This is a genomic window from Porticoccus sp. (assembly GCA_023261185.1).
In the GTDB taxonomy this organism is placed as follows: domain Bacteria; phylum Pseudomonadota; class Gammaproteobacteria; order Pseudomonadales; family Porticoccaceae; genus Porticoccus; species Porticoccus litoralis.
The window spans coordinates 1-22,925 of record JALRJN010000048.1; the positions used below are offsets into that span (position 1 = coordinate 1).

Below are 22,925 nucleotides of genomic sequence, written 5' to 3' on the forward strand. Positions count from 1 at the left end.
TCGGCAGTGCGTGCCATGGGGCCGCCTTGATCAAGGCTGGAGGCAAAGGCAATCATGCCCCAGCGCGATACCCGCCCGTAGGTGGGCTTCAGGCCGGTAATGCCACACAGGGCGGCGGGTTGGCGAATGGAGCCGCCGGTGTCGGTGGCCGTGGCCGCTGGTGTTAGTCGTGCCGCCACTGCGGCTGCAGAGCCGCCTGAGGAGCCGCCGGGTACGCAGTTGGTATCCCAGGGGTTTTTTACCGCCCCGTAGTAGCTGGTTTCGTTGGAGGAGCCCATGGCGAACTCGTCCATATTGGTTTTGCCCAGCACGATCGTACCGGCGCGGGAGAAGTTGTCTACCACGGTGGCATCGTATGGTGGCACAAAGTTGTCGAGCATTTTCGAGCCGCAACTGGTGCGTACGCCGTTGGTACAGAAGATGTCCTTGTGGGCAATGGGCACACCGCACAGGACGGTGCTATTGCCCGAAGCCCGCAGCTGGTCTGCCGCGGCGGCTTTGGCCAGGGCTGCATCTTCGGTGACGGTCACAAAGCTATTGTACTGACCGTCCATTGCCTTGATACGGCCAAGAAAATGTTGTGTGACTTCCACGCTGGAAAAGTCACCATTGTTCAGGCCGACAATGATGTCGGCAAGGGTTTTGTTATGCATGATGGACCGGCTGCCTCACTCGATCACTTTGGGGACCAGGTACAGGCCCTCTTCGGTTGCGGGCGCGATGGCCTGGAAAGCCTCCCGCTGGTTGGTTTCTGTGACCTCGTCGGGCCGCAGGCGCTGCACGGCATCTGTGGGGTGAGCCATGGGCTCCACACCGTCGGTGTCGGCAGCCTGCAACTGGTCCACCAGGGCAAGCACGTCGGCAATACTGCGGGTGGTCTCGGTGATAGTCGCTTCATTCAGTTCAATGCGCGCCAGTTCTGCGAGCTTTTCGATGTCTGCACGTTCGATAGTCATGGTATAGTTTCTGCGCTGTTGACAGAGACGGCCAGTGCCGGTTTTCCGGCCTGACGAAATGAGGGGGCGTAAGTTACCACATCCGTTTCGGCAGGGGTACTGTGAAACGGCATTTTGATACTGATTTTTCTACGGGATCAAGGACTTAAACCTTGCCCTCAACTGCTCCGATTGATAGAGTCGCGAGTTTTCGGAACCATCGGCCCGCACGCGAAGAAGTGCTGTGCCAACAAGGGAAAAGATAGATGCTGAAAAGACTGCGCGGTGTTTTCTCCAACGACCTGTCCATCGATTTGGGCACCGCCAATACTCTGATTTATGTGCGCGAGAAGGGCATTGTTCTCAACGAGCCATCAGTGGTTGCGATTCGTCACCATCATGGTCAGAAAGTGGTGGAAGCCGTTGGGGTGGAAGCCAAGCGCATGCTGGGCCGGACGCCTGGCAACATTACAGCGATTCGCCCCATGAAAGACGGCGTGATCGCCGACTTCCAGGTCACAGAAAAAATGCTGCAGCACTTTATCAAGAAAGTGCATTCCCACAGTCTGATTCCCCCCAGCCCCCGGGTGCTGATCTGTGTGCCCTGTATGGCGACAGAAGTGGAAAAGCGCGCCATCCGCGAATCTGCCTATAGTGCTGGTGCCCGCGAGGTGTTTCTGATCGAGGAGCCAATGGCTGCGGCGATTGGTGCCGGGATGCCAGTGGATGAAGCCTGCGGTTCCATGGTGGTGGATATCGGTGGCGGTACTACCGAAATTGCCATTCTGTCATTAAACGGCGTTGTGTTTTCCGATTCCGTTCGCATTGGCGGCGACCGTTTTGATGAATCCATCAGCAACTATGTGCGCCGCAAATATGGCAGCGTGATCGGCGATACCACCGCCGAGCGCATCAAGATGGAAATTGGCAGTGCCTACCCGGCCAGTGAGGTGCGCGAGATCGACGTGCGTGGCCGTAATCTTGCCGAAGGTGTGCCAAAAAGCTTTACGCTCAACAGCGATGAAATTCTGGAAGCGTTGCAGGAACCGCTGGCGGCCATCGTTCAGGCGGTCAAGCGGGTTCTGGAGCAGTCACCTCCGGAACTGGCATCAGATATTGCCGAGACCGGTATAGTGCTGACAGGTGGTGGCGCACTGCTGCGCGATCTGGATCGCTTGCTGACCCATGAAACCGGCCTGCCGGTGATTGTGGCCGAAGATCCACTGACCTGTGTTGCCCGTGGCGGCGGTAAGGCGCTGGAAATCATGGACAAACGCCGTATGGATGTCATGTCGTCCTCACACTGACCGGCCTGTCTGTGTTCCGGCCCCGGGAATATCTCCAATAATGAAGGGGTGTCACTATTAAAAACCTGTTTTCCAAGGGTGCTTCCTCGGGGCGTAGAGTGCTGTTTCTGGTAGCCGCGTCCCTGCTGCTGCTGGCAATCGACAGTTTTACGCCCTGGCTTCAGCCTGCCCGCAAGTGGGTGGCCGAGGCCACAGTGCCCCTCTACTGGATCACGAATATTCCCGCCCGCCTGAGTGAGTTTGGCGATGAGTCAGTGGTCAGTCGCCAGCAGCTCGAAGAGGAAAACGAACAGCTGCGTACCGAGTTGCTCATCCTCAATGGTCGTATGCAGCGCACCACGGAAGTGGTGGCCGAGAACGTGCGCCTGCGCAATTTGCTTAATGCCACAGAAATGCTCAAAGATCAGGTGCTGGTGGCGGAGTTGATCGGCGTGTCGCCGGACCCGACCCGGCACACCATCCTTATCAACCGTGGTGAGGAAAACGGTGTGTATGTTGGTCAGGCACTGCTTGATGCCGATGGCCTGATGGGGCAGGTGGTGGAAGTACACCGCAGCAGCAGCAAGGTGCTGCTGGTGACAGATACGGCCCACGCGCTGCCGGTACAGACATTGCGCAACGGCGATCGTTCAATCGCCGAAGGCAGTGGCGATTACAACCAATTATCTCTGCGCTATGTGCCTCCGACCATGGATATTGTGGTAGGTGATCGGTTGGTCAGTTCCGGGCTGGGCGGGCGCTTTCCTGTGGGATACCCGGTGGGTGAGGTCACGGAAGTGCAGACCGTTGCCGGCGAACCCTACTTGTCCGTCAAGCTTAAGCCCTCTGCGCGCATTGGTCGCAGCCGTCATTTATTACTGTTGTTTTCCGAAGTGGAAACCTTGGGAGACGGTGAAATTGGAAGAGACTGATCCGTCTATCTATTTCTGGAGCGCACTCAGTCTTGTGCTGGCATTGATGCTGCAAATTCTGCCATTGTCTGTGGCGATGGCACATTGGCGCCCCCAGTTCGTGTTCCTGGTGGCGATCTACTGGCTGTTCAGGGCACCGTCCTTCCACGGTATTGCCTTCGCATGGATGTGCGGTCTGATGCTGGACCTGGTGATGGGTGAACTGATTGGCCGGCATGCCATGTCTTTTGCCCTCTGCGCCTATCTGCTTCGATTGTTGCAGCAGCGCTTTCAGTACATGACTATTTTTCATCAATTGTTCCTGGTGTTTCCGCTGGTGTTGCTGCATCAACTGCTGGTACACAGCACTACGTTAATGCTGAGGCCCACCTGGCAGGGTGAGCTGGTGATGGCACCTGCGGTTTCTTCGTTGCTGATCTGGCCCTTGCTGGCCTGGGTGTTAGCCAAATTTGGTACATCGGAAGCCTACGAAGATGAAGAAATTTCCTCATCCTGAACCGGGTGTCGGGAGAGAATTTGCCATGGTAAGCACAGAGTCCAGCGCTGAGTTTGTTCTGGCTTCGGCTTCCCCCCGGCGCCGGGAGCTGCTGCAGCAGATTGGTTGCCACTTTAAGGTCGCGCCGGTGAATCTTGATGAAACACCCATGCCCGGAGAGTTACCGGAGCACTACGTGGTGAGAATGGCGCTGGAAAAAGCCAGGGCTGGCTGGAATGCCAGTCGGGAGCAGGGCAAACCGGTATTGGCTGCCGATACCACGGTGGTGTGTGAGGGAGAAATCTTTGGTAAACCGGCTAACCGGGATGAGGCCGTGGTTATGCTGAGACGCCTGTCTGGCAAAAGTCACCACGTGCTGTCGGCTGTTGCACTATGCGATGCATCCCGCTGTGAATCCCGCCTGTCGGAAACGGAGGTTCGATTCAGGGTAATCGACGAAGCGGAATGCCAGCGTTACTGGGATACCGGCGAACCCGCCGACAAAGCCGGGGGCTATGGCATTCAGGGTTATGGCGCGGTCTTTATTACGTCGATTCAGGGCAGTTATTCGGGGGTTGTGGGACTGCCGCTGGCTGAGACCTGTGACCTGTTATCGGCGTTTGATTTGTCCTGGTGGGAGTCGACATGAGTTCGGAAATTCTCATTAATATCACGCCCATGGAAACCCGGGTGGCGCTGGTGGAAAACGGCGTGCTTCAGGACGTGATGGTGGAGCGCACCTCCAGCCGTGGCATTGTTGGTAATATCTACAAGGGAAAAGTGGTGCGCGTGCTGCCGGGCATGCAGGCGGCTTTCGTGGATATTGGTCTGGAAAAGGCCGGCTTTATTCACGTGGATGATATTCACAAACCTTCAGCCCCTGGAGACAACGGGGCTTCATGGGACATCGTGCAGTGCCTTCGCGAAGGTCAGTCGGTGGTGGCGCAGGTCATCAAGGACCCCATCAGTACCAAGGGCGCGCGGCTTTCCACCCGTCTCACGGTCTCTTCCCGATACCTCGTCTATATGCCGGAAGTCGACCACCTCGGTATTTCCCAGCGCATTGAGGATGAAGCCGAGCGCGAACGCTTGATCAGTGGCATGGAGCAAGCGTTGACGGGTATGGAAACCAGGGGTGGCTACATTATCCGTACGGCTGCCGAAGGGGTCGATGTGGAGGAACTGGGCAAGGATATTCAGTACCTGCATCGCCTTTGGTCCCATGTACACGACAAAGCCGGGCAGGTACAGGCGCCAGCTACTGTCTATGAAGATCTACCCCTTTACCTGCGTTCCATGCGTGACATGCCCCAGCCATTAGTGGAAAAAGTACGGGTGGATTCAGGTGAAGCCTATGCCAAGCTGTGCGACTTTGCCGCTCAGTTCAACCCGGACATGGTGGGGCTGATTGAATGCTACTCGGCGGACCGACCACTGTTTTACCTCTACGGGGTGGAAGATGAAATCAGCCGTGCCCTGGAGAAAAAGGTGCCGCTGAAATCCGGGGGATATCTGGTCATCGATCAGACCGAGGCGATGACCACCATCGACATCAATACCGGTGCATTCGTCGGCAAGCGCAACCTGGAAGAGACGATATTCAATACCAACCTGGAGGCTACGGCGACCATTGCCCGGCAACTGAGGCTGCGCAATCTGGGTGGCATTATCATCATCGACTTTATTGATATGCAGGACCCGGAACACCGGCGCCAGGTACTGCGGGCACTGGAGAAAGCCCTGTCCCGGGATCGCGCCAAAACGGCAGTTGTCAGTGTGTCCGAGTTGGGGCTGGTGGAAATGACCCGCAAGCGAACCAGTGAGAGCTTGGGCCAATTGCTGTGCGAGGCCTGCCCGGTGTGCGATGGCAAGGGTAGCCTGAAATCGGCGGAAACCGTCTGTTATGAAATTCTCCGGGAGCTGCTGAGAGAAGCGCGGACCTTTGAATGCGAGGGTTTTCTGGTGCTGGCCGCGCCGGTGGTGATCGATCGCCTGCTGGATGAGGACTCAGCCTATGTGGCGGACCTGGAAGGCTTCGTGGGCCGAACTATCCAGTTCCGTGTGGAGTCTATGTATAGCCGCGACCAATACGACATTATTCCGATATAGAACCACGGTTCGAAGCAGATTTTTTGAGGCCATATGCCTGTTATTTTATTTTTATGCTGCTCGAGTATCATGGGTGCCATGGTAACTATCTACCACCTGAAAGGTGTGCTTCCAAGGACCCGGCAGACAGCATGACACTGACCCATATTAAAGCCATTGCCCGGAGCTGGTTTTGAACGGCAGCCGGGTTCTGAAATTCCTGACCAGACGTTTATTGATGTTGACTGCTCTGTCGGTCATTGGCATTGCTGTGCTCGTGTCACTGGGGCGAGAAACTATTGGCAGCCTCGATAATTATCGTGCCGAAATTAACTACTTCGCCTCGGAAAAGCTGGGTCTGCAGGTGGAAAGCCAGCAGTTGCTGGGTGAATGGCGGCGCCTGAAACCCAGGGTGACGGCGCTGGATCTGTCAATACGTACCCCGGGGGCGCCAGAGCCGTCCATTCAACTGGAGCGCATTACCCTGGAAGTGGACCTGCTGCGCAGTGTGCTGGCAAGGCAGCTGGTGTGGCGGGAACTGTGGGTGGGTGGCGTGCAGTTGTCACTGCAGGAGGATGCCACTGGAGGCTGGTCCATCAGCCATCTCACCCTGCCGGAAAAACAATCGGAGAAAGATCCCAGTACGCTCCTGAACATGCTGTTTGATAGTGACTTGCTGGGAGTGGACAAGATTATCGCCCACCTGAATTTTTATTCCGGCACGCACGCAAGCCTTGAAGGCCGCGATATTCTGCTGGAAAACAGCGGCGACTTTCACCGGTTAATGGCCGGCCTGAGCCTCACCGGTCACGAGCAGGCAGCGAGCCTGATTGTGGAGGCGGAGGGCAATCCGGCCAAGTTGGATAAACTCAAGGCGGCGGGTTACTTGAGTATCAATCGCGTGGACCTCAGCGGTTCGTTTAGCGCCCTGGCCAAAAGCTGGTTCCCCGACCTGGTGGAGCGGGTTGGAGATATTGAAACTGATATCGAAGGCGATATCTGGATTGATCTGACCAAGGGTGGCAAGGCGGAGCTGGTGGGACGCCTGTCCGCCGCAGAAATTCCCCTTAACTGGCTGGAAGATGTGCCGCCAGTGACTCAGTTCAAAACGGATATCACGGGCTGGTTTGATCCGGGCGAGAGCTGGGGTTTGCGCCTGCAGGGACTGGATTTTGACTGGGGCGATGTGGCGATTGAGCCCTTAACGGTCAACTATGAACAGAAAGTTGGCGCGCTCTGGGGGCAGGGCTCCATGGCGTTGAGCCAGATTAACCTGTCACTGGTCGACGACCTGATGGTTCAGACCGGGCTCGCCTCACCAAAGCTGGAAGAGATGCTCTTGGATACACAGCCCAGTGGCGCCTTGCGGGCAGTGCATCTCGATCTCGATCTCGACGGCGAACATCCAGAGGTGAAAGTGAAGGCTAATCTGGAGAATGTCGCTATCCACTCCTGGCATGGTGCACCGGGGGCGCGTCAGTTGAATGGTTATGTGGAAACGGTCAACGCCAGTGGATTCCTCGATCTGGATAGCCCCAATGGGCTGGCATTGTATTACCCCAAAGTCTTTGATGACTACATGGAGCACAGCAGCTTCAGGGGGCAATTGCGCTGGCTCTGGGATGGGGAAAACCATCGGCTGAAAATTGCCAGTGGCAGGATCGACATGGGTGGCGAAGAAGGTGAAGGCAACGCCCATCTCTACCTGGATATTCCCATAGCCCGACCTGAACTGAAGCCGGAAATGTACCTGATGGTGGGGGTGCGAGATACCCATAGCCGCTACCGTCAGCGCTACCTGCCTGCCACTCTCAACCAGGGACTGTTGGACTGGCTCGATGGTGCGCTGGGTGAGATGGCCGTTCCGGAAGTGGGGTTTGTCTGGCGCGGTCCCCTGATCGGTGGCGAAAAAGGGATGCGATCCATCCAGCTCTACCTGCGGGTAGCCGATGGCACGTTGCAGTTTCAACCGGACTGGCCGCCCCTGGAGCATCTCAGTAGCGCCATGACATTGGATAACGGTGAACTCAATGTAGATATTGTCGGTGGCACCCTTGGCAACACCCGCGTCAAACGCGGGGAAGTGCTGTTGCGCTCAACACCGGGAGACACTGGGCAACAGCTCTTTGTCAGGGCGAATATCGATGCCGATGCCGGGGAAGCCGTGGCCGTGTTGGCAAAGTCGCCCCTGCGCTCCCGGGTGGCGGGTGTGGTCAACTGGGATATTTCCGGTCCCTCAAAAATTGATCTGGATCTGCGTATTCCACTATCACAGGATGGTACGGAAGGTGACTACGCAGTCGATGCCGATTTGAGCGACGCCTATCTGGGGTTGCCGGATACCGATATCCGCTTTTCCCAGCTACGGGGCAGGTTGAGCTACCGCGACGGGAAAGGGTTGTATGCCAACGGGTTGCAAGGGCAGTTCTGGGGTGAGCCGTTGGTGGCAGATATCACCACCGGCAAGGATAACCTGCTAGTGAGCGGTCGTGGGCAGCTGGACATGCAGGCGCTGAGTGAGTTTATTAAGCTGGATTCCAAGCGCATTCTACAGGGTAAAACGGATGTGGAGGCTCGGCTCAATGTGCCTTTGATAGACGCTGGCGCGCCCATCCGCTTACAGGTCAACAGCCAGTTACAAGGCGCAACCATTGACTTGCCTGCACCCTTTGCCAAGGTCGCTTCAGCTTCCAGGGGTATCAAGGTGGATGTAGCCATCAGTGATCTTCAGGATATCCAGATTACCGCGGAAGGCGGTGTCAGTGCGCACCTGCAATTGCGCGGTAGTTCGTTGCGACGAAGCCTGCTAGCTGTCTACAGTGAGGATGCGGAACTGCCGGGAGAGGGGCAATTCCGCATTACTGGTGAAATGGAGCATTTCTCCCTGACAGAGTGGATGCCCTACTTTGCTGAACTGGTGGGTGAAAAAACCAATCAGGAACAGTCGCTTAAGACCCTGTTCGACGGGCGCATAGCCAGTCTGGAAGTGGCTGGCCTTGAAGTCACGGGGGCAGTCGCCAGTGGACGCTATGTGGATGGTGACTGGCAGGTGGTGTTGGCCAGCAATGAAGCGGCAGGTCAGGCTTTGGTACCCACAGACACCGCTCGACCGATCAGGCTGGATCTCGAAAAACTGGTATTGCCTTCGCCCCCCGAAGGAGAGGCTGAAGCACAGGACTTGGATCCCTCCAGCTTCCCGTTAATGGAAGCCTCCATTCAGGACTTTTCCGTAGGTGATTTCCGCCTAGGTTATGCGAAATTTCGATCTGAACCGACTCCTCACGGCGTGCTGTTTTCGGGGATTGATGCCAACCTGAAAGGGCTGCGTCTGGGCGGTGACGAGGTCGAGACCACGTTGTTGTGGGAGCGTCAGGCGGGCGTTCACTATAGTCAGTTCAGCGGCATGCTGCAGGCTGGGGATGTGGGGGAGGTTATGGAGGCCTGGGGCACGCCCGCGGCGTTGGAAAGTAAAGATGCCCTCTTTTTTGCCGACTTGGGCTGGAGCGGCAAACCCTGGGAAATCAAGCCCTCTCAGCTCAATGGCGCCATGTCCCTGCAGATAGAAAAAGGGCGCTTCTACAAATCGCCCGCCGGTGCTGCCAATGCCCTGCTCAGGCTGATCAGCCTGTTTAATTTTGATAACTGGTTGCGCCGCCTGAGCCTGGATTTTTCCGACCTGTTTGAAAAAGGTATGAGCTTTGATGAGATGAAGGGTGGTCTGGTATTCGACGCCGGCAACATGAGCTTTGATCCACCGCTGGTGGTAAAAATGCCCTCCGGCCGTTTCAAGATGAACGGCACTGCCAACCTTATCCGCGAGGACATAGATGCCAATCTGGTGACCACTTTGCCGGTGGGCACCAACCTGCCCTGGGTGGCAGCGCTGGTGGGTGGTTTGCCCGCTGCTGCCGGGGTCTATATCACCGGTAAGATTTTTGAGAAGCAGGTCGATAAATTGTCGAGCATCAGCTATCACATCACCGGGCCCTGGGATGATCCAGAGGTGGATGTGGAAAAAATCTTCAGTGACGGTGGAGGCAAATAATATGAGCCGTATCGCCGCAGTGCAGATGACCAGTGGCGGCAGCCTGGACAGCAACCTGCAGCAGGCGGCGGCATTAATTGCGCAGGCAGTGGAGCAGGGTTCAGAGCTGCTGGTCCTTCCCGAGTATTTTGCCTACCACGGTTGCCGCGACATAGCGGAGATTGCCAGGAACGAACGCGATGCCTCCGGCCCGGCAAGGCAATTTCTGGCACGCATGGCCCGGCAGCACAGCGTGTGGCTGGTGGGCGGCACGATTCCGGTGGCTGTTGATGCGGAAACGGGTGGGGACAATCGTGCAGCAGCCAGCTGCTTTGTGGTCAATCCGCAGGGCGAGGAAGTGGCCTGCTACCAGAAAATCCACCTGTTTGATGTCGATGTGAATGATGCCAGAGGTAGTTACCGGGAATCGGATGATTACTGTCATGGCAGTGAACCGGTGGTGGTTGATACGCCGCTTGGCAAGCTGGGATTGACGGTTTGTTACGACCTGCGCTTTCCTGAACTGTATCGCCACCTCGCGGCCGGGGGTGCCGAGATTCTTCTGGTGCCATCGGCTTTTACCTCGGCCACCGGTGAATCGCACTGGGAGCTATTACTGCGGGCACGGGCGGTGGAAAACCTCTGCTATGTGGTGGGGGCGAATATGGGCGATCGCTATCACGAGAAACGCCCCACCTGGGGTGGTTCAGCGATTATTGATCCCTGGGGGGTGGTGTTATCCGATATGGCGGAGGGCCCGGGTGTGGTCAGTGCGGATATTAACCTCAATTATTTGCGTAAGCTCAGACAAAAAATGCCGGTGCATGAACACCGCCGCTTCAGTGTGGTCAAAACTTCAGATTAACCCGTAGAGCGTTATTATGAAGAATCTGATTTTTGCCCTGTTTGCCATGCTGTCCCTCTTTGCCTTACCCTCCCAGGCCGCCGATATGACGGTGGCACAGGCAAAACAGCTGATTGAGACTGGTCGTGATCTCGACACCATTCCCAAAGCCATCTGGAAACAACTGTTGACCCCGGAGCAGTACAACATTCTTTGGCGCCAGGGTACCGAGCGGGCCTTCACCGGTGAGCTGCTTAACAACAAGCGCAAGGGTACCTATGTGACGGCTGGCTGCCGTATCCCTGTATTTCGCTCTGAACAAAAATTTAAATCCGGCACCGGGTGGCCCAGTTTTTGGGAAGTGTCCGACAAGGGCAATATTCTGCTGGAAGATGACTGGTCATGGCTGGGTAAGCGAACCGAAGTGCTTTCCGCCTGCGGCGAACATCTTGGCCATGTCTTCAATGATGGCCCGGCACCCACCGGTCTGCGTTATTGCATTAATTCCGATGCACTGATTTTTGTGCCCGATGAAGAGGAATGATTGGCGCAGCAAAGTTTGCTGTATTTGCCGTGACTGAGAGTCCATTAATGTCTTTTACGATAACCCGTACAGCCCCGGTCGAGGTCCGCTTTCTGATGGTTCATCGAACACCTGAGGCATCGTTGTGAGCCGATCAGTGTGGCTGGAAAACCTGTTGAAAATAGCGGTCATTCTGATGGTCCCGCTGATTGCCTGTGCGGGTTACTACGCTATGGCTGGTGGTGCGGATATCGCCGCCGGTGTTTCCCGCATAGGGGGGATGGCTTTGGGTATTGTCAGCCTTATGGGAATGGTGTCAGCTATGCGTCCATCAAGATACACTGGACAATTAGTGATATTTTGGGGAGTGGTTTTATTGTTAGCGCTGTTGCTCTGTCTGCTAGGATGGAGGTAGGTTTTAATTCCACGGTTGTGAGCAAAAATTCATGGATGAAGTTAACAATATAGATAACCCTTACACTTCAGATGAGCTCTTCCATTTTTGTGGACAAAAAAATCCTTTATCCGATGAGGAAAACTTCTCAACTTTAATAAAAATATTGTCCTTAAAATGTATTTCTCATCCCCCTCACAGGGTCGGTTGGGGAGAAGTGACTATAACAACTGATTATACGGGTAGTGTATTAACCGAAAATTTGGTCATGCCTAATATGACCTGTTATGCCGATATTCCTTTTAAAGGTTTATCTTGGCATACAAAAAAATACGGTAAATTTGGTTTGTCCCTTCCCAAAAAGCTACTTGCTGAAAGGCATGCAAGGCCAGTTACGTATATACCCTATTTTGATGGCGATTGGACGAGCAATGCTGGAAGAGTTTTGATTCAAGATATCGAAAACACATACAAAGGAATTTACGAGCATTTTATAAAAAAAGACGCAAGCTACAGACTCTCGGAGCGCTATATGCCCGCTGCACCAAAAAACAGGGCAGAGGCTATCTATAACTTAGACGTGGTTTTTAATATGCATATTTTGGCTTTTATAAAGCCATTTAATCTAAGTTTGCCAGTGGGCCATGTAGACAGCTATTACATGGAAAGGGAGTGGCGTAAATTTGGGAATATGATGTTCAAAAATGAAGAAGTAAAAACGGTTGTGCTAGCTAGCGGATATAAACGAAGGTTTATTGAAAAATTTCCTGAATTTTCTGATCGTATAGTAGAAATTTAGTCAACGGTGGTAGGGATGCCCGGCGTTGATACTCCAGGCGCGGTACAGTTGTTCGGCGAGCACAATGCGCACCAGCGGGTGTGGCAGGGTCAGGGCGGACAGTGACCAGCGTATGTTCGCCCGGGCTAGGCATTCCGGTGCGAGGCCGTCGGGGCCACCAATCAACAGGCTGAAGTTGTCGCCGGATAGCTGCCATTGCTGCAACCGATCCGCAAGATCCTCTGTTCCCCAGGGCTTGCCCTTCACATCCAACGCAATGACCTGGTCGTGATCGCCAATGGCCTTGAGCATGGCTTCGCCTTCGCGGGCGATGGCGCGTTGGATGTCAGCGCCCTTGCCACGCTGACCCATGGGCAGCTCGACGATTTCGACGTTTAGTTCAGGTGGCAGTCGCTTGAGGTACTCCCTGCAGCCGGTGTAAACCCAGTCGGGCATTTTGGTGCCCACGGCAAGCACTCTCAGCCGCATGGAGTAATTATTCCTCGTGGCCGCTGGCCTTGAGGTCGGCCGGGCGGACAGACCAGAGTTTTTCCAGGTCGTAAAACTGGCGGGTGGTGGGCAGCATCACATGCACGACCAGGTCGCCATAATCCACAAGCACCCATTCGGCGGTGTCCATTCCCTCTACACCAATGGGTCGGAAGCCGGCCTTTTTGCCTTCTTCCACGACGTTGTCGGCCAGTGCCTTGACCTGGCGGTTGGAGGTGCCGCTGGCGACGACAATATGGTCCATGACATCCGTGAGTTCGCTCACATCCAGGGTGACAATATCCTTACCTTTCACGCCTTCCAGCGCGTCTATCACGATGTCGATCAGTTCATTACTCATTCAATACCTATGTGTTGTACAGCTGGTTCTGGTTAATGTACTCAATCACGCTGTCCGGTACCAGATAACGGATGGATTCACCTCGTGCCCGCGCCTGGCGGATGCCGGTGGCGGAAATGGGCAACAGGGTCATTTCAACGATCAATAATTTGCCGGCGGGGCTGTTTTTCCACGATGTGTGATCCTGCACCCGGTGCTCATGCACAAAATCCACCAATTTTCCGGATGTTGGCAGATGCCAGCCCGGGCGGGCGGCCACCACAAGGTGGGTCAGCCCCATAAATTCTTCCCAGCGATGCCAGGTGTTGAGTTCACCCAGGGCATCCATGCCGATACACAGGCACAGGGGGGTGTCGGGTCCTACCTCTGAACGGATTTCCAGCAGGGTGTCCAGTGTGAAGGAAGGTCTCTCGCGGCGCAGCTCCCGGTCGTCGGCCACCATGCCCGGTTCATCACCCAGGCCCCTCTTCAGCATGGTTAGGCGATGGTCCGCCGAGGTTTGTGGCTGAGCCCGGTGTGGGGGGCGGGCACTGGGAATCATCCGCATTTCGGCCAGTCCCAGCGTGTACTTTAATTCCAAAGCCGTACGCAGATGACCGATGTGTACCGGGTCAAAGGTTCCGCCAAAGATACCGATGCCAGTATCCTGAAATTCTGCTGATAGATCGTTCAAGAATTTCTCTCGCTACTGGCGAATTTCACCGTGGCCATAAACGACCCACTTCTGTGAGGTGAGACCTTCGAGCCCGACAGGGCCGCGGGCATGAATTTTGTCAGTGGAGATGCCAATTTCGGCACCCAGTCCATACTCAAAACCATCGGCAAACCGGGTTGAGGCGTTGATCATCACCGAACTGGAATCCACTTCTGTGATAAAACGGCTGCTGCGGGCTTCGTCATTGGTCACAATGGCTTCCGTGTGATGGGAACCATAATTGGCAATATGGTCCATCGCCTCGTCCATGTTCGCCACCACCTTAATGGAAAGAATAGGTGCCAGATATTCCGTGCTCCAGTCCTCTTCGCTTGCCGGTAGGCAGTCGATGATGGCCCGGGTTTTCTCACAGCCGCGCAACTCTACGCCTTTGGCTCGATAGGCATCTGCCAGCCGGGGCAGAATGTCGGGGGCAACTGCCTCGGCAACCAGCAGGGTTTCCATGGCATTACACACACCGTAGCGATGGGTTTTGGCGTTCAATGCAATATTGAAGGCCATATCCAGGTTGGCCTTGTCGTCGATATAGACGTGGCAGATGCCGTCCAGGTGTTTAATCACGGGCACGCGCGCCTCGCGGCTGATGCGCTCGATGAGGCTCTTGCCGCCGCGGGGTACGATGACATCGACATACTCAGTCATGGTAATCAATTCGCCGACAGCGGCGCGGTCGGTAGTCTCGATCACCTGTACCGCAGCTTCCGGCAGGCCGGTTTCCGCCAGGCCGAGGGAAATGCACTCGGCAATGGCGCGATTGGAGTGAATAGCCTCGCTGCCGCCGCGAAGGATGGTGGCATTTCCGGATTTCAGGCACAGACTGGCGGCGTCCACAGTGACATTGGGACGGGATTCGTAAATGATACCCACGACGCCCAGAGGCACGCGCATTTTTGCCAGTTCAATGCCGCTGGGGCGTACCTGACGGTCGCTGATGACACCGGTTGGGTCGGGTAACTCCGCCACCTGTTTCAGCCCCTCAATCATGGCATTGATACGGGCCTCGTTCAGCTCCAGGCGGTCCAGCAGTGCGGCATCCAGGCCATTGGCGCGACCGTTTTCCATATCCCTGGCATTGGCGGCCAGTAAATCATTGCGATGACTGTCGATGGCGCGGGCAATGGCCAGCAGTGCGGCATTTTTGGTGTCGCTGTTGGCTGTGGCAATCAGCCGGGCAGCGGCCCTGGCCTGTTTGCCAAGCTCAGTCATGTAAGACGTGATATCCATGCTTTCTGTACAGGTAGTAATTTCAGGACCGCGCATTATATCGCCGCAATATCGATAAGTCCTGATTATTTATAGACAATTTTTCATCGTGCCGAAGCCGGTTGAGTGCCGTTGTGTGGCCATTGCCGCTCCGGCCCCTCAGGTGCACAATCTCCCATCATGGATAATGATCAAGCACATCGGCAATTGATGGAATTTGTTCTTGCTCACCCGCGCCTGCTGGTGCTGACCGGGGCGGGGATCAGTGCCTCAGCGGGGGTGCCCACTTACCGCGATAGCAATGGTCAGTGGCAGCGAAAACCTCCTGTACAACATGCGGATTTTCTAGCCGACCTCCTGACCCGGCAGCGCTTCTGGGCCCGCAACATGGTTGGCTGGCGTTTTATGCGCGATGCCCGACCCAGTGTATCCCACTATGCCCTGGCAGAGCTGGAGAGCCTCTGTTATGTGCAGTCGCTGGTGACACAGAATGTGGACGGATTGCACCAGCGCGCTGGAAGTCGAGAGGTGATTGATTTGCACGGTCGCATTGACCGGGTCAGCTGCCAGACGTGTGGTGAGGAGATCCACCGGGAAGATATTCAGCAATGGCTGGAGCAACACAATCCGGGTTTTGCAGAACAGGCAGGGAGCATTGGTCCGGATGGCGATGCCAATGTGGACGATCTGGATTTTAGCCGTCTGCAGGTGCGTGATTGTGAGCGGTGCGGCGGGATTCTGAAACCGAATGCGGTGTTTTTCGGGGGCAGTGTGCCTTCTGAGGTGGTGGCCAGGGCCGCTTCAGCGATGCAGCAGTCCGATGCCCTGCTGGTGGTGGGTTCCTCGCTGATGATCTACTCCGGTTTTCGTTTCTGCCGTTGGGCTGCAGATCAGCAAAAGCCGATAGTGGCGATCAACCAGGGAACTACTCGAGCAGATGACATGCTGTCACTGAAGGTGGACATGCCCTGTGACGCAGTGCTGCCGCCATTGGTGGCAGCGTTGAAAGGTGGGAGCTAAATCAGCTCATTTGGCTCTGGATGACGGTATCCAGCCAGTCGCGGATACGTTCCAGGCGCAGCAGAGGGTCGTCGACCTCCAGCAGGCTCATGGGCAGCACTGGCTCCACCGGCAGCAGTTGTGCCAGCTGCCAACCCAGGGCGTTGCTGTCCTCCGGTGGTTGCCATTGGGCATCTGCCGGATAAAACTCTTTTGCCAGATCGGTGAGCAATTCCTGCAGGTCTTCACTGTCTTCTTCCAGCGGCACGCTGACTTCCTCGGGGCAGAAACTGACTTTCCCCACCACCAGACCATCATTTTCGATACTGCTGCTGAGCAGCTGAAAGCGTCGATCGCCCTCAATGGCAATACCCAGCAAACCATTGTCCAGCTGGTTCCAGTCGATGATGCTGGCGGTGACGCCCCAGGGGTGCACCTGAGGTGTGGCACCAACTTCGCCACCTTCCAGGATAGGCACCACGCCGAAGGTGCCTTCTGTCTTCAGGCACTGGGTGATCATGCGCAGGTAGCGCTGCTCAAAAATCTGCAGGTTGAGGCGCGTACCGGGAAATAGCGGTTGTAACAGGGGAAACAGTGGTATCTGGGTGGTGGTCATGGTCTGTCCGGCAAGGGGGTTACAGCACCCCGTGAAGCACAGATTGTCTCACCGACGGGTGCCGGGTGTCAGTAATTTTGAGCGGGGGATCAGAATGGCATCATTGTTCAGGTAGCGGCCACTTTCCATCTCCTGGGGATAATGGGGGCGCCTGGGGTGCGGGTGCCGGTAGGGGTAGCGGTCTGTATATGGGTAGTAGCTTCTGTAGGGATAATAGTCGTGGTAATACTCTTCCCGGTAGATTTGAGGGGGTGTGGCCGCCCGCTGTCTTGCGCGCAGTTGCTCTTCCTCTTCCGGGCGCAGCTGTTCACGGTCTTCCCGGTCACCTTTCAGGCGCTCGGTGGTCTCCGCCATCTGGTCGATACGGGCCTGGGATTGCTCCTCGGGACTGTTATTGGAGGCATCCGTCTGCAGTGACAGGGTTTCCAGCAATAGGGTGTTTTCCATCGGGGTATCGCTGTAGACGATATTCCCATTGGCGTCGATGGCTTTGTAAATGGTCTGTCCCTGTGTAGCGGTGGCCACCATTATCAGCAGTGTTAGCCCTATTTTTTTCATTGCCCGTCCCGGCGACTTCTACGCCTGCTTCTTATTGGATTTGACACTCTTGCCACCATAAAGTTGTACGACGAAAAAGTCACAGAATGGTCATATTTTGTACACAGGGCTGTCACAGGGCAGCGCTACTGTGCCAATTATGACAACGATAAAAGCATTGCAAACCCTACATTCCCTGGATGTTGCCACCTTCACGCGCATCGTTCAGTGGAATACCCGCCGTAGTCTGTGTCGCATGGCCAGGCTGGTATCCACCAGCGCCGATGGCTGGTTCTATCTGTTGATTCCCCTGCTGCTGGGACTGTTGTGGCCAGAGATTATATGGCCGCTGACAGCGACATTGGTGACGGGGTTGGCGATTGAGCGACTCAGCTACTACTTGTTGAAGAACAGCTTCAAGCGCAACCGTCCACCCAATGTGATTCCCGGTTTTCAGAGCGTAATTACCGCATCGGATGAATTCAGCTTTCCCTCAGGTCACACCTCTGCTGCCTTCCTGGTTGCCACGGTGTTGGTGCTGTTATTGCCGCTGAACGTTGCCGGTTACCTCTATGTCTGGGCCTCTCTGGTGGCATTGTCCCGTGTGGTTCTGGGGGTTCATTTTCCCCTGGATACCGTAGCCGGAGCCCTGCTTGGTAGCAGTATTGGCTGGTGGGCAGTACAACTCATAACCCTATAAGAGAATCCGATTTGAAAATTTTTTATGGAGTTCAGGGGACGGGTAATGGCCATCTGTCCCGCGCCCGTGCCATGGCCGGTGCACTTTCACAATATCCCGATATCGAAATCGAATGGTTGTTTTCCGGGCGGCCCAGGGAGCATTATTTTGACATGGAGCTCTTCGGTGACTTCCATTGCCGCTCCGGTCTCACGTTTCACTCTGAAGCCGGGCGGGTGCAACCACTGAAAACCCTCCGCAATGTCGACTTGTTGGGCCTGCGCCGGGATATCCGAGGTCTGGATCTCAGCGGTTACGATCTGGTGATCAGCGATTATGAACCCATCACCGCCAGGGCCGCACGTCGCCAGCAACTGCCCTGTGTGGGTATTGGCCATCAGTATGCCTTCTGTCACGATGTTCCCGAGCGCGGTGGCAACCCGTTCACACGTGCCATTTTGCAGCAGTTTGCCCCAGTGACCACTGCGGTGGGCCTGCACTGGCACCACTTTGACAAGCCGATTTTGCCGCCTATTGTGGATATCGACCACGATGACTTAGCAGGTGGTTGTGAGCAAAACAAAGTACTTGTATATCTGCCGTTTGAAGACCAGGCACCGTTGCTGGCGTTGTTCAGGCAGTTCCCCGACTTTCAATTCCATATCTATGCCTCTGTCCACGAGTGGCGGGACGACGACAATCTGCATACCCGCCCCCTGAGCCGCGATGGATTCCGTCGCGATCTGGCAGACAGCGATTGGGTCATCTGCAATGCCGGTTTTGAACTGATCAGTGAGGCGCTGCAACTGGGCAAACGCATTATGGCTAAACCCCTGAGTGGACAGATGGAGCAGCTGTCCAACGCCGCTGCCCTGGAACAGCTGGGATATGCGTCCATTGAAGAGCGTATCGACCGGCGTGCCCTGGAGTTCTGGTTTGACTGCGAACCGAACGCGGCGCGACCCTGTTACCCGAATGTGGCGGAGGCTTTGGCGCGTTGGATCAGCGAAGGCTGCGCAGAACCCGTCGAAACGTTGTGTCATCAGCTCTGGTCCGAGTCCGATATCGCGCCGCCACAACTGCAACGACAGCAGGTGGCCTGATTTAGCTTTTAATGATGGGGATGTCTGTCCATCGGGTGGTATAGGCCGGAGAACAGTACTGCTGGCGCATCGGCCAACCCCGTTTTTTGCCTTCGCTGGCAAGGACAGCGGTGCCCCGGCCGTAGCGGCGATTGATGCCGTCCAGGGTTTGCATCAGCGCATCCGCGCGAGGGCTCTGCCCCACCTCGAAGATATCCTCCTGGTGGTAGCGTTTCGACACCAGCTCGATTAACCCCACACCTGCTTTCAGATAGGCATGTCCCGGTCGGAAGATACGGCGTACGCCCTGCTGTGCACAGGCAGCGATCACCCGGCTGTCGTCAGTGGCGTAGGGCAATTGCACCACGGTGCTGTTGCTGTAGTAGTTGGGCCGATGGGGCGAAGTGTGAATGAACACGTGCAGGGTCAGCGCCAGGTGTTGCTGGGCGCGCAGTTTTTCCGCCGCCCGGCTGGCGTAGAGTGCGACGGCCCGCAGTAGGGGGTCCAGCTCAGTGGGTTTGTCTCCGAAAGAACGGGTACAGTAAATCTGTTTTTTATCCGGGGTTACCTCCTCCAGTGCCAGACAGGGGCTGCCGTTCAGTTCTTCCAGCGTGCGTTCTACACAGACATTGAAGCGGCGGCGGATGGTTTTAGGATCGCTGCTGGCCAGTTCCCAGGCGCTGTGGATTCCCATGTCCGCCAACCGTGCCCCCAGTCGGCGACCGATGCCCCATACTTTGGTGGCTGGTACCCGTCGCAGCAGCCACTGCCATTTGTGGGGGGCGTCGAGTAGGCAGACACCGTGCTGGCCGGGGATATTCTTGGCGGCGTAGTTGGCCAGCTTTGCCAGGGTTTTGCTGGGGGCAATACCAACACTCACCGGCATGCGTACCTGTCGCCAGACATTCTGCTTGATGGTTTGGCCGTAGTCCTGCAGCGGTTGGCAGATGCCATCCAGCGACAGGAACATTTCATCGATACTGTAGATTTCGATATCCGGGCTGAAGTGACGCAGGCAATCCATCACCCGCCGGGAAATATCGCCGTAGAGCCGGAAGTTGCCAGAGAATACAGCTACCCGGTGGCGTTCCAGCAGGTGGCGAATCTTGAAATAGGCATGCAGGTCGGGAATGCCGAGGGCCTTGGCTTCCTTCGAGCGGGCGATCACGCAGCCGTCGTTGTTGCTTAGTACCACCACCGGCTTGTCGCGCAGGTCGGGGCGGAAAATCTGTTCACAACTGGCGTAGCAGCTGTTGCAGTCTACCAGCGCGAACATCGGTGATGGCGCACCGAATGAATCACCACCCCTTCAATCAGTAATTCTGCGTTGTCGTGCAGTTCGATGGGCGGATAGCGACGGTTGCCGGCCCGCAGCAGACGGTTGTGCAGATCCAGTACCTTGCAGGTTAGCTCGCCGTCGATGGCGGCGATCACCACATCCCCGTGCTGGGGTTGCAGGGCGCGGTCGACAATCAACAGGTCGCCGCTGAAAATGCCGAAGCCGGTCATGGAATCCCCCTCGGCACGGGCGAAGAAGGTGGCCGCCGGATGTTTCACCAGGTAGTCGTGAATATCCAGCGGCGTTTCCACAAAGTCGTCCGCCGGGCTGGGAAAGCCGGCGCGCACTGCCGTGGCGAACAGCGGCAGGGTGTCGGGCGGCACGTCGGCGGCCGGTTTCAGGGGGGCAGTTTTCATACAGTCAAAATACTGTATAAATAAACAGTATTCAAGCGGAAAGAAAAATCAGTGCCGGAAAAAATACATCAGCAGGCTCAGCACGGCACTGACAATCAGCATCGAGGTGATAGGAATAAAAACCTGACTGTACTCGGTCTTGATATTGATATCGCCGGGCAGCTTGCCGAACCAGTTCAGCGCGCCGGGAAAAAAATGCCAAAGGGTTCCCAGCGCCAGCAGGACAGCCCCCAATACCATCAGTATCTTGGCCACGCTTACCTCCTCCGCAACGGCGATGTATCCGCCTCTTCCAGCACCGGCTGGAACATGCGCCGGTACTGGCTCGGTGTCAGCCCGGTGCCGGTAGTGTTGGAGCGGGTGGGTGCACAATCAGCCGCAGCCTGAGGGTATATTGTCGAAGTGCGTCGGCACTGTTCGCAGTGTCGGCGCTGAGGTGTCCGATACATGTCAATGAGATTTTAACGTGTTATGGAAGAAAGAATTGCGGTAGCTTTTTTGGGCGTTAGGCTTTTTTTGCATTTTCCAGTGCATTTATTTTTTGCCTGATGACTTCGGCTTCAGTCGTTATCATTGAATAGGATTCTATATCGCCTTTTCTTTGGGCGTGCATGGCTTGCTCCAGCTTTGCTTCATAACTTTTTTGTAATTTTTTGGCGGGGTCTTTTTTAAAGAGGGAAAACATAGACATTGATCCATAATGGGTTGTTTTTACTCTACGTATCTCGGTGGCTTCCAGTTCTTTTTTTTATGACGCCATAGAAAAACATCAAAACTTGGGGCAAGTTGACTGGATGTGATTGCCGGGTCGAGTAGAGAGGTTGACGGGTGGATAATGGAGGAGCTGGCAGTTTCAGTCAGGGCTTCTGTAAGATGATAAAGAAAGTGCCGGGTATTGGTATGGCTGTGCTGTTGCCATTGTGCCTGTGAATCCATTCTTGGGTGTGAATACTGAGAGAACTGACTGATCGTAGAAAGGCGATAAAAAATGATATCGGAAAAGTCCCAAAAAACGGTATCCCTGGTTCTGGGGAGTGGCGGTGCTCGCGGCCTGGCTCACATCGGTGTCATTGATTGGCTTGAAAAAAATGATTTCAAAATAGAATCTATTTCTGGTTGTTCAATAGGTGCTCTTGTGGGTGGCATTTACGCCGCTGGAAAGTTGGATGATTTCGAGAGCTGGGTACGACAAATAACCAAGATTGATGTTTTTAAGTTGCTCGATCTTTCATGGGATAAAAGTGGTCTTGTGAAAGGCGATAAACTGTTTGATACGTTGAGGGACCTTGTGGGCGATGTGGCTATTGAGGACTTGCCTATCTCCTATACTGCTGTGGCCACCGATGTGTCAGTAGAAAAAGAAGTCTGGATGAATTCAGGAAAACTGTTTGATGCTATCCGGGCGTCTATCTCATTGCCCCTTCTTTTTACGCCGTTCAGATATGAGGGAGTCGAACTCATTGATGGCGGTGTGTTAAACCCTGTGCCGATAGCGCCTACCTTTAATGACCAAACAGATTTAACCGTGGCCGTGAATCTTGGTGGCAGGGTGGATAAAAAGAGCGAGCCAACGGCAAGTGAAGATTCGTCAGAGGAAGAGAGGTCTCCCCTGATAGAGAAGGTTTCCTCTTTCGTGAAAGGCTTTAAGGATTCGACAGTAAACAACGTCGGCAAAGATTGGGGTGCGTATGATATCGCCAATCAGGCTTTTGATACGATGCAAGGTGCAATTGCGAGGCAGAAGTTGGCGGCTTACCCGGCTGATTATTTAATTGAGATACCCAGAAATGCATGTGGGATTATAGATTTTGATTGTGCTGCTGAAATGATAGAGCTTGGATACAAAAGCGCTGAGGAAAGCCTAGGTAGAATCATAGGCGAAACCTGAAGCATGATGTCTATAGGGCATTTAGTCAGTGACGCCATTAAAAACCATTGAGGCATCCATGTTTATCGCAATGAACCGTTTTAAAATCGCCCTGGGCAGTGAAGACGAATTCGTCAGTATCTGGAAGAACCGGGAAACTTTTCTGGAAACAGTGCCGGGTTTTAAGGAATTCCATCTGCTACAGGGCCCAACCACAGAAGAATACACACTGTTCGCTTCTCACTCCGTTTGGGAATCGCGCCAGGCATTTGAAGAATGGACCAACTCGGAAGCCTTTCGGAAAGCCCACGCCAATGCGGGCGGCAGCAGGAAGGAAATCTACCTGGGTCCGCCGCAGTTTGAAGGCTTTGAATCCGTAATCTAGTTATTTGCTTAGAGTCAC

27 protein-coding genes are annotated in these 22,925 nt (G+C 55.2%); 15 read left to right on the plus strand and 12 right to left on the minus strand.

Features of this window, described 5'->3' with window-relative positions; translation table 11 throughout:
- Together ACYZYZ_RS04220 and gatC are read right to left on the minus strand one after the other, a co-directional pair.
- On the minus strand, positions 1-653 hold a 653-nt coding region (locus ACYZYZ_RS04220), incomplete at its 3' end, for an amidase (RefSeq protein ID WP_461483359.1).
- Positions 654-668: 15 nt separating this feature from the next.
- Entirely contained in the window at positions 669-956 is a 288-nt protein-coding gene (gene gatC, locus ACYZYZ_RS04225; RefSeq protein WP_305169830.1) for an Asp-tRNA(Asn)/Glu-tRNA(Gln) amidotransferase subunit GatC, read from the minus strand.
- A gap of 245 nt (positions 957-1,201) precedes the next feature.
- Between gatC and ACYZYZ_RS04230 the strand changes: the two genes are divergently transcribed.
- The 10 genes from ACYZYZ_RS04230 (at position 1,202) to ACYZYZ_RS04275 (ending at position 12,300) form a co-directional block, all read left to right on the plus strand.
- On the plus strand, positions 1,202-2,242 hold the full coding sequence (locus ACYZYZ_RS04230; RefSeq protein WP_461483360.1) for a rod shape-determining protein: 1,041 nt from the start codon (positions 1,202-1,204) through the stop codon (positions 2,240-2,242).
- A gap of 65 nt (positions 2,243-2,307) precedes the next feature.
- Positions 2,308-3,153, plus strand: a complete 846-nt coding sequence (gene mreC, locus ACYZYZ_RS04235) for a rod shape-determining protein MreC (RefSeq protein WP_461483399.1) — start codon at positions 2,308-2,310, stop codon at positions 3,151-3,153.
- Positions 3,140-3,649 (plus strand): rod shape-determining protein MreD, encoded by a 510-nt coding sequence (mreD, locus tag ACYZYZ_RS04240; protein WP_461483361.1) that lies wholly within the window; start codon positions 3,140-3,142, stop codon positions 3,647-3,649. Before mreC ends, mreD begins: the two co-directional genes overlap by 14 nt.
- A gap of 25 nt (positions 3,650-3,674) precedes the next feature.
- Entirely contained in the window at positions 3,675-4,277 is a 603-nt protein-coding gene (locus ACYZYZ_RS04245; protein WP_461483362.1) for a Maf family protein, read from the plus strand.
- On the plus strand, positions 4,274-5,737 hold the full coding sequence (gene rng, locus ACYZYZ_RS04250; protein ID WP_461483363.1) for a ribonuclease G: 1,464 nt from the start codon (positions 4,274-4,276) through the stop codon (positions 5,735-5,737). Before ACYZYZ_RS04245 ends, rng begins: the two co-directional genes overlap by 4 nt.
- Before the next feature lie 172 nt (positions 5,738-5,909).
- Positions 5,910-9,761 (plus strand): YhdP family protein, encoded by a 3,852-nt coding sequence (locus tag ACYZYZ_RS04255; protein ID WP_461483364.1) that lies wholly within the window; start codon positions 5,910-5,912, stop codon positions 9,759-9,761.
- A 1-nt stretch (position 9,762) separates the two neighbouring features.
- Entirely contained in the window at positions 9,763-10,605 is an 843-nt protein-coding gene (locus ACYZYZ_RS04260; protein WP_461483365.1) for a carbon-nitrogen hydrolase family protein, read from the plus strand.
- A gap of 16 nt (positions 10,606-10,621) precedes the next feature.
- A complete protein-coding gene (gene msrB / locus ACYZYZ_RS04265; protein WP_461483366.1) occupies positions 10,622-11,128 on the plus strand; it encodes a peptide-methionine (R)-S-oxide reductase MsrB in 507 nt (168 codons plus the stop codon).
- Between the two features lie 124 nt (positions 11,129-11,252).
- Positions 11,253-11,522, plus strand: coding sequence for a hypothetical protein (locus tag ACYZYZ_RS04270; RefSeq protein WP_461483367.1), 270 nt, complete (start codon positions 11,253-11,255; stop codon positions 11,520-11,522).
- A gap of 31 nt (positions 11,523-11,553) precedes the next feature.
- Positions 11,554-12,300, plus strand: a complete 747-nt coding sequence (locus ACYZYZ_RS04275) for an abortive infection system antitoxin AbiGi family protein (protein WP_461483368.1) — start codon at positions 11,554-11,556, stop codon at positions 12,298-12,300.
- Here the strand turns inward: ACYZYZ_RS04275 and rlmH are convergent, their stop codons facing one another.
- From rlmH to ACYZYZ_RS04295, 4 genes are read right to left on the minus strand one after another with little or no spacing between them, the layout of a single operon-like run.
- On the minus strand, positions 12,301-12,768 hold the full coding sequence (gene rlmH, locus ACYZYZ_RS04280) for a 23S rRNA (pseudouridine(1915)-N(3))-methyltransferase RlmH (RefSeq protein WP_461483369.1): 468 nt from the start codon (positions 12,766-12,768) through the stop codon (positions 12,301-12,303).
- A gap of 7 nt (positions 12,769-12,775) precedes the next feature.
- Positions 12,776-13,129: a ribosome silencing factor gene (gene rsfS, locus ACYZYZ_RS04285; RefSeq protein WP_305169841.1), complete on the minus strand. Its 354-nt coding sequence runs from the start codon at positions 13,127-13,129 to the stop codon at positions 12,776-12,778.
- Positions 13,130-13,136: 7 nt separating this feature from the next.
- Positions 13,137-13,802 carry a nicotinate-nucleotide adenylyltransferase gene (nadD, locus tag ACYZYZ_RS04290; RefSeq protein ID WP_461483370.1) on the minus strand — a complete coding sequence of 222 codons (666 nt, stop codon included), beginning with the start codon at positions 13,800-13,802 and terminating at the stop codon, positions 13,137-13,139.
- A 12-nt stretch (positions 13,803-13,814) separates the two neighbouring features.
- On the minus strand, positions 13,815-15,068 hold the full coding sequence (locus tag ACYZYZ_RS04295; RefSeq protein ID WP_461483400.1) for a glutamate-5-semialdehyde dehydrogenase: 1,254 nt from the start codon (positions 15,066-15,068) through the stop codon (positions 13,815-13,817).
- A 159-nt stretch (positions 15,069-15,227) separates the two neighbouring features.
- Here ACYZYZ_RS04295 and ACYZYZ_RS04300 point away from each other — a divergent pair, with 159 nt between their 5' ends.
- Positions 15,228-16,067, plus strand: a complete 840-nt coding sequence (locus tag ACYZYZ_RS04300) for an NAD-dependent protein deacetylase (RefSeq protein WP_461483371.1) — start codon at positions 15,228-15,230, stop codon at positions 16,065-16,067.
- Between the two features lies 1 nt (position 16,068).
- Here the strand turns inward: ACYZYZ_RS04300 and ACYZYZ_RS04305 are convergent, their stop codons facing one another.
- Both ACYZYZ_RS04305 and ACYZYZ_RS04310 read right to left on the minus strand, forming a co-directional pair.
- Positions 16,069-16,662: an LON peptidase substrate-binding domain-containing protein gene (locus ACYZYZ_RS04305; protein WP_461483372.1), complete on the minus strand. Its 594-nt coding sequence runs from the start codon at positions 16,660-16,662 to the stop codon at positions 16,069-16,071.
- Positions 16,663-16,710: 48 nt separating this feature from the next.
- A complete protein-coding gene (locus ACYZYZ_RS04310; RefSeq protein WP_461483373.1) occupies positions 16,711-17,220 on the minus strand; it encodes a DUF4124 domain-containing protein in 510 nt (169 codons plus the stop codon).
- Between the two features lie 139 nt (positions 17,221-17,359).
- On the opposite strand from ACYZYZ_RS04310, the gene ACYZYZ_RS04315 reads away from it, so the two are divergent.
- Both ACYZYZ_RS04315 and ACYZYZ_RS04320 read left to right on the plus strand, forming a co-directional pair.
- Positions 17,360-17,899 carry a phosphatase PAP2 family protein gene (locus tag ACYZYZ_RS04315; protein WP_305169846.1) on the plus strand — a complete coding sequence of 180 codons (540 nt, stop codon included), beginning with the start codon at positions 17,360-17,362 and terminating at the stop codon, positions 17,897-17,899.
- An 11-nt stretch (positions 17,900-17,910) separates the two neighbouring features.
- On the plus strand, positions 17,911-18,981 hold the full coding sequence (locus ACYZYZ_RS04320) for an MJ1255/VC2487 family glycosyltransferase (RefSeq protein ID WP_461483374.1): 1,071 nt from the start codon (positions 17,911-17,913) through the stop codon (positions 18,979-18,981).
- A gap of 1 nt (position 18,982) precedes the next feature.
- Here ACYZYZ_RS04320 and ACYZYZ_RS04325 read toward each other — a convergent pair whose 3' ends face one another.
- The 4 genes from ACYZYZ_RS04325 to ACYZYZ_RS04340 all read right to left on the minus strand — a co-directional run bounded on the left by ACYZYZ_RS04325 (position 18,983) and on the right by ACYZYZ_RS04340 (position 21,340).
- Complete coding sequence (locus tag ACYZYZ_RS04325) at positions 18,983-20,236, minus strand: Y-family DNA polymerase (RefSeq protein WP_461483375.1); 1,254 nt, start codon at positions 20,234-20,236, stop codon at positions 18,983-18,985.
- Positions 20,221-20,655, minus strand: coding sequence for a LexA family protein (locus tag ACYZYZ_RS04330; RefSeq protein ID WP_305169849.1), 435 nt, complete (start codon positions 20,653-20,655; stop codon positions 20,221-20,223). The genes ACYZYZ_RS04325 and ACYZYZ_RS04330 overlap by 16 nt, the downstream gene beginning before the upstream one ends.
- 48 nt (positions 20,656-20,703) lie before the next feature.
- Entirely contained in the window at positions 20,704-20,910 is a 207-nt protein-coding gene (locus ACYZYZ_RS04335) for a DUF2905 domain-containing protein (RefSeq protein WP_461483376.1), read from the minus strand.
- Between the two features lie 250 nt (positions 20,911-21,160).
- Positions 21,161-21,340: a DUF6435 family protein gene (locus tag ACYZYZ_RS04340; RefSeq protein WP_461483377.1), complete on the minus strand. Its 180-nt coding sequence runs from the start codon at positions 21,338-21,340 to the stop codon at positions 21,161-21,163.
- 303 nt (positions 21,341-21,643) lie between these two features.
- Here ACYZYZ_RS04340 and ACYZYZ_RS04345 point away from each other — a divergent pair, with 303 nt between their 5' ends.
- Together ACYZYZ_RS04345 and ACYZYZ_RS04350 are read left to right on the plus strand one after the other, a co-directional pair.
- The gene (locus tag ACYZYZ_RS04345; RefSeq protein ID WP_461483378.1) at positions 21,644-22,543 is read left to right on the plus strand and encodes a patatin-like phospholipase family protein; all 900 of its coding nucleotides are present in this window, start codon (positions 21,644-21,646) and stop codon (positions 22,541-22,543) included.
- Positions 22,544-22,571: 28 nt separating this feature from the next.
- Positions 22,572-22,907: an antibiotic biosynthesis monooxygenase family protein gene (locus ACYZYZ_RS04350; RefSeq protein WP_461483379.1), complete on the plus strand. Its 336-nt coding sequence runs from the start codon at positions 22,572-22,574 to the stop codon at positions 22,905-22,907.
- The last annotated feature ends 18 nt before the right edge of the window (positions 22,908-22,925 follow it).